At 40.0% G+C, this 6,966-nt stretch carries 7 protein-coding genes and 2 pseudogenes; 2 read left to right on the top strand and 7 right to left on the bottom strand.

Annotation, left to right across the window (positions count from 1 at the left end; translation table 11 throughout):
* Window positions 1-231, bottom strand: a pseudogene (locus ACQYAD_RS17045) (GNAT family N-acetyltransferase); the annotation flags it as partial.
* A 26-nt stretch (window positions 232-257) separates the two neighbouring features.
* A complete protein-coding gene (locus ACQYAD_RS17040) occupies window positions 258-836 on the bottom strand; it encodes a uridine kinase family protein (RefSeq protein ID WP_430240022.1) in 579 nt (192 codons plus the stop codon).
* A gap of 201 nt (window positions 837-1,037) precedes the next feature.
* Here ACQYAD_RS17040 and ACQYAD_RS17035 point away from each other — a divergent pair.
* Window positions 1,038-1,667, top strand: a pseudogene (locus tag ACQYAD_RS17035) (ABC transporter permease); the annotation flags it as partial.
* A gap of 159 nt (window positions 1,668-1,826) precedes the next feature.
* Here the strand turns inward: ACQYAD_RS17035 and ACQYAD_RS17030 are convergent.
* The 4 genes from ACQYAD_RS17030 to ACQYAD_RS17015 form a co-directional block, all read right to left on the bottom strand.
* Window positions 1,827-2,537, bottom strand: coding sequence for an SAM-dependent methyltransferase (locus ACQYAD_RS17030; RefSeq protein ID WP_430239990.1), 711 nt, complete (start codon window positions 2,535-2,537; stop codon window positions 1,827-1,829).
* Between the two features lie 271 nt (window positions 2,538-2,808).
* Window positions 2,809-3,972: an iron-containing alcohol dehydrogenase gene (locus tag ACQYAD_RS17025; protein ID WP_430239989.1), complete on the bottom strand. Its 1,164-nt coding sequence runs from the start codon at window positions 3,970-3,972 to the stop codon at window positions 2,809-2,811.
* 213 nt (window positions 3,973-4,185) lie between these two features.
* A complete protein-coding gene (locus ACQYAD_RS17020; protein ID WP_430239988.1) occupies window positions 4,186-4,551 on the bottom strand; it encodes a CopG family antitoxin in 366 nt (121 codons plus the stop codon).
* Between the two features lie 5 nt (window positions 4,552-4,556).
* The gene (locus ACQYAD_RS17015; RefSeq protein WP_430239986.1) at window positions 4,557-4,817 is read right to left on the bottom strand and encodes a hypothetical protein; all 261 of its coding nucleotides are present in this window, start codon (window positions 4,815-4,817) and stop codon (window positions 4,557-4,559) included.
* Between the two features lie 249 nt (window positions 4,818-5,066).
* Here ACQYAD_RS17015 and ACQYAD_RS17010 point away from each other — a divergent pair, with 249 nt between their 5' ends.
* Entirely contained in the window at window positions 5,067-5,498 is a 432-nt protein-coding gene (locus ACQYAD_RS17010; RefSeq protein ID WP_430239985.1) for a GNAT family N-acetyltransferase, read from the top strand.
* Window positions 5,499-5,580: 82 nt separating this feature from the next.
* Here ACQYAD_RS17010 and ACQYAD_RS17005 read toward each other — a convergent pair whose 3' ends face one another.
* Complete coding sequence (locus tag ACQYAD_RS17005; RefSeq protein WP_430239983.1) at window positions 5,581-6,867, bottom strand: dihydrolipoamide acetyltransferase family protein; 1,287 nt, start codon at window positions 6,865-6,867, stop codon at window positions 5,581-5,583.
* Between the last annotated feature and the right edge of the window lie 99 nt (window positions 6,868-6,966).

Raw genomic sequence — 6,966 nt, 5'->3', positions numbered from 1 at the left:
AGTTAAGTCCTGCCTGCTGATTAAATCATTTCGAAGCAAGGCATAAGAGCCGACGATTTTATTTTCAAATAGGGCTATATAAAATCGCGGCAGATCGCTTTCAGTACTGCAAGAATTGAGCATGCAATCATAGTAAAAGCGAAAATTTTCTGGATTTCCCCATTCCAGCCAAAAAAAATCAACTGCTTCATCAAATAAGTCAGGACGATCATTAAGTTTAACAATTTCCAAATTTTTCACTCCTCAGCCTTTTTGGCTTAGTATGTCCCATCAACAATAAAGTTCACCCGTTGATCAGGTTGCTGCTTTTTTACATAAAGATCCTCCGAAACCATCCAATTCTCTTCCCACATGCTTCTTGCCCCTTCTCCATCCCGTTCAAGCCCCCGCTTCAGGCGAGTTTCCCTTGGAGTATTCACCCAGATGGTCAAATCATAGAAGCCAAAAAGTTCCTTACGGGTCGAATAAACTCCTTCAATCACCACAATGCCGGTTGCAGGAACAGTATGCCACTCGGCCATTTTATCCGTGTCCCAATCATATCGCTGATAGCTTCCGTTTTGCCCTTGAGTAAGTGGTAAAAGAAGCTGATTTTCGAGCCGTTCCCAATCAAAATCTGCTCCGATCGGCTTTACAGCAGGATCCGCCTTGATTATTTTTTCAGAAGGATGGTAAAAATCATCCATATGAACGATCGTACAATTTGTAAAATTTTTGGCCAAGTTGCGTGCCAACGTACTTTTCCCGGCACCTCCGCAGCCGTCGATGCCGATTAGCAGTAAAGTATGTTTTTTCGAAAGTTTATCTACTTCTTCAATCAGGCGGTCAAGTGAAATGGTTTTCTTATTGCTCATTTGGATTCCCCTCTAAATGTAGAATTACCTCTAAAATACGTCGAATTATCCTCTAAAGACGTCGAATTAAGGTGGAGATGCGTCGAATCCTTATCAAAACGCGTCGAATTCCTCTTAAAAAACGTCGAATTCCCGTGAAATCGCGTCGAATTCATTTTGAACCGTGTAGAACAAATGGGTTATTTAAAAGATACTTCCAAAAACAACGATATGACAATCCAAACGATTGGGTTTCTGTTATTGATATGTTGAACTCTGCAGCCGGATTATCTGAATTAATTTTAAAAGAAAAAGAGAATCTCACCTATTTCCGAATCATGTCGGCGCCGATCGACGGGAGAAAATTTGTGCTTTCCAACGTTATTGTCAACATGATTATCATGACGATTCAGGTCGTTGTCACCTTGACAGTCATGACAAAAGTGTTTGGCATCTCTTCAGGAATTCCATATTGGGAAATGACCGGTGTTATGATGTTTTTTTTCTCTCGTTTCTGTCGGGTTGTCCTTGGTGATTACTGCTTTTGCGCCTAGTTCCACATCCGCCGGTGCTTTGCAGAATCTCATCATTACCCCAACCTCTTTGTTGGCCGGTTGCTTTTGGCCGGTGGAAATCATGCCGAAAGTGGCGCAAAAAATCGCAAAATTTCTTCCGCAACGATGGCTGCTTGACACCATCGCAGATTTGCAAAAAGGCTACTCACTAAGCAGCCTATCTTTAAACCTGGCAACCTTATTCGCTTTCGCCCTTGTGTTCTTTTTAATTGCCATTTACAAGTTCAACAGGAACAACAATGTCAGGAGATTTATTTAAACCCGTCAAATTAGGAAAATCTCGCCAATCCCTTTATTAACGGCGAGGTTTTTTTATATTTCCAATGTCATAAACACACTATCCCTAGTAGATGCTCCTTCACCAATTCAGCAATTTCGGTTCCAGTTAAATCATCTATTCTTATTTCCATAAAAGCCCTCATTGCTTATTTTTTCTAATTTTTAACATTGTGTTGGCTTTTGTTTGAAATTCGTATGCCACTTTGGCTTCCTCTATGGAACATCCAAGATCAACAAGAGTTGCAAGTAATTGATCTAAATGTTCATATCGTTTTCCTTCCAAATCAACTAATGGAAAAATCCGAATTTCTTCTTTTGTAACTCTTAAAAACTCTTTTACCGTTTTGATATGAAATTGGTAATCTAACCGATTAGCATACATAAATAAAAAATGGGCTGAAAGAAGGAGATCAAATTGTTCATCTTTAAACGGCAAAGAAGGTAAAGCAGCAGAAATATAGTTAATTCCAAATTTATCCATATCATCCGTACAAGCAATTAAGGCACTTAAGCGATGTTTTTTTAGGCCTTCTATATCCTTGAAATAATCCCATTTATAATTACTTTTTGCTATTTCCATATTCTCCATCGCATGCTCAAGATCACGCAGACCTTTCTTTTTTAAGTCTTCACCTGAATAATCATATGCAATATCACAAGCCGTTACATTTAAATCTGACTTATTGCCAACAGCAGTGAAAGAACAAGCTCCTGCTGGACAATCAAGAATTTTCTTTCCCCTCAATGCTTCTATGGATAGAGAAAACATATCCAAATATTCTTCGAAAGTTCTTCCAATGAATATAATTCTTTCCAAATCTAACTTCGTACTCTGCTCAGCTTTTCTCATCTAAGCTCACCTCTATAATCATTTAGAAATTTAAGTCCCATCCCCAGCAGCACCAAGTCATTCTACATCATTTCACCATACACTTTTCAAAAACGAAACGGTTTGCCATACTTTATTAAGAAAATTGCCTAAGAACTCCCCTATGTATGCTTTTATCGCAAAAGGGGAAAAAAGGCTATCTTTTGTTGTTTTTCATTATTCTCCGATAAGATCAGGTTTAAGCAATCTGAATTTCATTTTCTGAAAGCAGAGCCTTGCAGGCACCATTTTTTCACAAAGCTAATTTTAAAATTTGTAATACATCATTTTCATGCAATTTAACGAAGTTGCCCAATGGGCCGCGCTCTGTTCCTTTTTTCGCCATTTGTTCCAGGTGTTCTTCCCCGATATTGGCTTCAGTTAGCCTTACTGGCATTCCAATCGAATGGAAGAATGCTTCTGTTTTCTCGATACCTTTTAAGGCTGTTTTTTCTAGATTGTTCAAATCAATCTCTACATCCCATACTCGATTCGCAAATTGCGCAAATCGGTTAAGATCATGTTTGTAAACATACTTCATCCAGGCTGGGAAAACAATTGCCAGCCCTGCGCCATGGGCGATGTCATAAATGCCGCTGATTTCATGTTCAATATCGTGGCTGCCCCAATCCCCGATCCTGCCGGTTCCTAACAAATCATTATGGGCGATTGTTCCTGACCACATAATCTCGGCACGCGCATCATAATTAGTCGGATCTTCCAGTACCGTATGGGCATTATTGATAATCGTTCTTAGCGCCGCTTCACATAAGCGATCTGTTAATTCCACACTTTTTTCATTTGTAAAATATCTTTCCAAGATATGCGCCATCATATCGGTAATCCCGCACGCGGTTTGGTATGCAGGAAGGGTATATGTAAGAATAGGATTCAAGATTGCAAATTTAGGCCTCATGGTTGGATGGCCTGTCGATCTCTTGTACCATCCATCTCCGTTCGTGATAACCGTTCCTTCGCTTGTTTCGCTTCCTGCAGCGGGAATGGTCAACACAACCCCGATTGGTAAACAATCGGTTACTTCCGCTTTTCCGTCAAAGAAATCCCATACATCTCCATCATATTTGACACCAGCTGCAATGGCCTTCGCAGAATCAATCACACTTCCGCCGCCAACAGCAAGGATAAGATCGATTGATTTTTCTTTACAAAGGGCAATCCCTTCTCTTACAAGGCTTACCCGAGGGTTTGGTTGGACTCCGGTCAACTCGAAAATTTCAATTCCTTGTTCAAGTAATGACTGAACTACCCGATCATATAACCCAGTCTTTTTAATACTTCCTCCCCCATAGTGCAAAAGAACCTTTTTGCCAAAAACAACCGATTCTTGCCCTACTAACTGCTCTTTCTCTTTGCCAAAAATTAACTTGGTGCTATTTTGGAAAACAAAGTCTTGCATAACATATCCCTCCCGAAATGACTTATTAACAATCTATTACTAGACTACCCTATGAAAATAACCCATGCAACCGCTTGCGTCTTGGTATAAGAATAAGAATTCACGTTTCCATTGACGGTAGAGCTTGATTTTTGAACCTTTCGGGCTTTGAGCCGTTCCCTCAGTGACCGCTAAGCAGACAAAAGACCAGCTTGTGTGCTGGTCTTAAAATGCTTAAAACACTTTTTCTCTTTTTTCTTCTTCGTATACACGTTCAACTACAAATTGCTTTAAAAGAGTTTGATAAGGAACATTTTTTATTGCGGCTAAATTTTGTAGACGGTCAAGCAAATCTTTCTCGATTCTTAGATTAACCTGTTTAGTGGATGAAGTTTTTCTTGGTGGTGGAAGGTCATCTTCCTCATCTTCTGGAATAAAACTATCTTCCAACATTTCTTCGCTCATAGCATGAGTATTCCAGAATTTAACCGTTTCCTCTTCCGTCATACCACTCGGAATTTCGATTGGGTCATTAATAATGATTCTACCTCTTTCATCATATAAAGGCTCTTTAGGAATTTTATTTTTGTTTTCCTCCATCTTGATTACCTCCTTCTTCGACTGTAAACTTTTCTTTCAGACTCAGTTGAATCCCACCCAGTAAAAGGTCTAAATTTATTACTCTTTTTTTCATATACAATGGTCAAAATGCGACCATCTTCTGTCATTCCTATTAGTTTTCTATTGCCATCATATGCATTATGTTTGCAACGGTCAGGGTCATAGAAAACTTGTTCAGCTTCTTTAGATGTACTATTGTGTCTTTGAATATGCCTTATGTTATGCCTATCCCATTCAAACTCCACCCTTTTTCCTCCTTATTATAACGTATATACTCTGATATATACATTATAGACCATAAATAATTAAAGAGAAAATTTTTCAATAATATATACGACTTTTCCTGTGTCTTGATATAATCAAGACACAGGAACAAACATTGTAGGAAGTTATCCATATGAGCACGAAGAAAATGCTTATAAGTATAACCAAAATCAAGGAGTAAGATATATGTTCGGATGCGAAAAGCAATGAAAAAAAAGGGGGAAAATGAAATGACAGTTACAATTAAAGTATTACATCATCCAGAAGAATGGAAAGAAGCCTTTCCGGTAATGAAGCAATTGCGGACTCATTTGAATGAGGAAGAATTTTTAACGATGGTGGAAAAAGCAGCAAGCTTAGAAGGTTACAAAATAGCCGCCTTATATACTGAGAACGAGGTTGTTGCCGTCACGGGTTTTATGCCGATGATTACACTATACAATGGTGAGTTCATCTGGGTTTGTGATTTGGTAACAGATGTACAACACCGTTCACACGGGTACGGAAAGGTGCTTCTTTCTTTTGTCGAAAATTGGGCAAAGGAAAACGGTTATGGCATTGTCTCACTTTCATCCGGCCTGCAGCGGCTAGATGCCCACCGCTTTTATGAAGAAAAAATGGCGTATGATAAAGTAAGCTATGTATTTTTAAAAAGGATGTAGGTTTCAAAAAGATCTCAACATGTTTTCAATAGTACTGTAAAAAAATACCCGCAGCCAGCAACACTGGCAAGCGGGTGTTTTTTTAATAAATTGAAGTAGTCGATTTTGACGTGTTCTCAATGATTTCCTTTACACGATGCAAGAAGCGGCCGCAAACAATGCCGTCTAAGATACGGTGGTCAAGCGACATGCACAAATTCACCGTATCACGAATGGCAATCATGTTATTGTTGATTACGACCGGCCGCTTTACAATCGATTCAACTTGGAGAATGGCTGCTTGCGGGTAGTTGATGATCCCCATTGATTGGACAGAGCCAAAAGTGCCGGTGTTGTTGACGGTGAATGTGCCCCCCTGCATGTCTTCGGCCTTTAGCTTCCCTGTCCGAACCTTTGCGGCAAGCTCGGTGATTTCACGGGCAATGCCCTTGATTGATTTTTCATCGGCATTTTTAATTACTGGGACAAAGAGAGCTTCTTCTGTTCCCACGGCAATCGAAATATTAATGTCTTTTTTCTGGATTATTTTATCGCCAGCCCACATCGAGTTAATTTGCGGGTATTCCCTTAGTGCCTGTGCAACTGCTTTAACAAAAAAAGCGAAAAAAGTGAGATTGTAGCCTTCTTTTTTCTTAAATTCATCTTTTAGGGAATTACGATATTCGACAAGATTGGTTGCATCCACTTCAATCATCGTCCAGGCATGCGGTGCTTCATGTTTGCTGCGCAGCATGTTTGCTGCAATTGCTTTGCGAACACCCGTAACAGGGATTTCAATATCGCCAGCTGCAATCGGAATGCTTAGAGCTGGTTCCTCTTGTTTCGAAGAGACTGCTGTTTGTTCAACCGTTTTCGGTTGTGGGCTATCCGCTTGCTTTGGCGTTTCATCCTGTACTGCATTTGGTAAATTGCCCGATTCAATCAAGCGCAAAAGGTCTTTTCGCGTAATCCGGCCGCCAGCCCCTGTCCCTTTTACTTGATTCAAATCGATGGCGTGCTCTTGGGAAATTTTCAGAACCGCAGGGGAGTACCGGGCTTTATTGCTCTGATCAGCAGCCAAAACTTCAGGCTCGGCCGCATTTGGCTTCTCTGTTTGACCAATAGCCTCAGATATCTCATCCTCTGTCCCCTCAACTTCAATGGAACAGATGATTTCCCCTACTGCCAATGTATCTCCTTCATTAGCAATCAATTCCTTAATTACTCCTGTAAAAGAGGAAGGGACTTCGGCATTTACTTTGTCAGTCATAACCTCCGCCAAAGGATCATATTTATTAACTTTATCGCCGACGGATACAAGCCAAGTGCTGATTGTTCCTTCGGTAACACTCTCACCTAATTGCGGCATTTTAATTTGTTCAATTGCCAATGGGTAGACCTCCTTATTCAAAACTATACAAATCTTATTGACCGTCGATACCCTTTTTACACCTTGATGGGCTTTATGAACGGATCTTATTGACAGCGA

The organism is Neobacillus sp. SM06 (genome assembly GCF_050496765.1).
In the GTDB taxonomy this organism is placed as follows: Bacteria; Bacillota; Bacilli; order Bacillales; family Cytobacillaceae; genus JAEVLT01.
The sequence above is the reverse complement of the archived record's forward strand: the minus strand, read 5'-3'. Positions and strand labels throughout refer to the sequence as shown.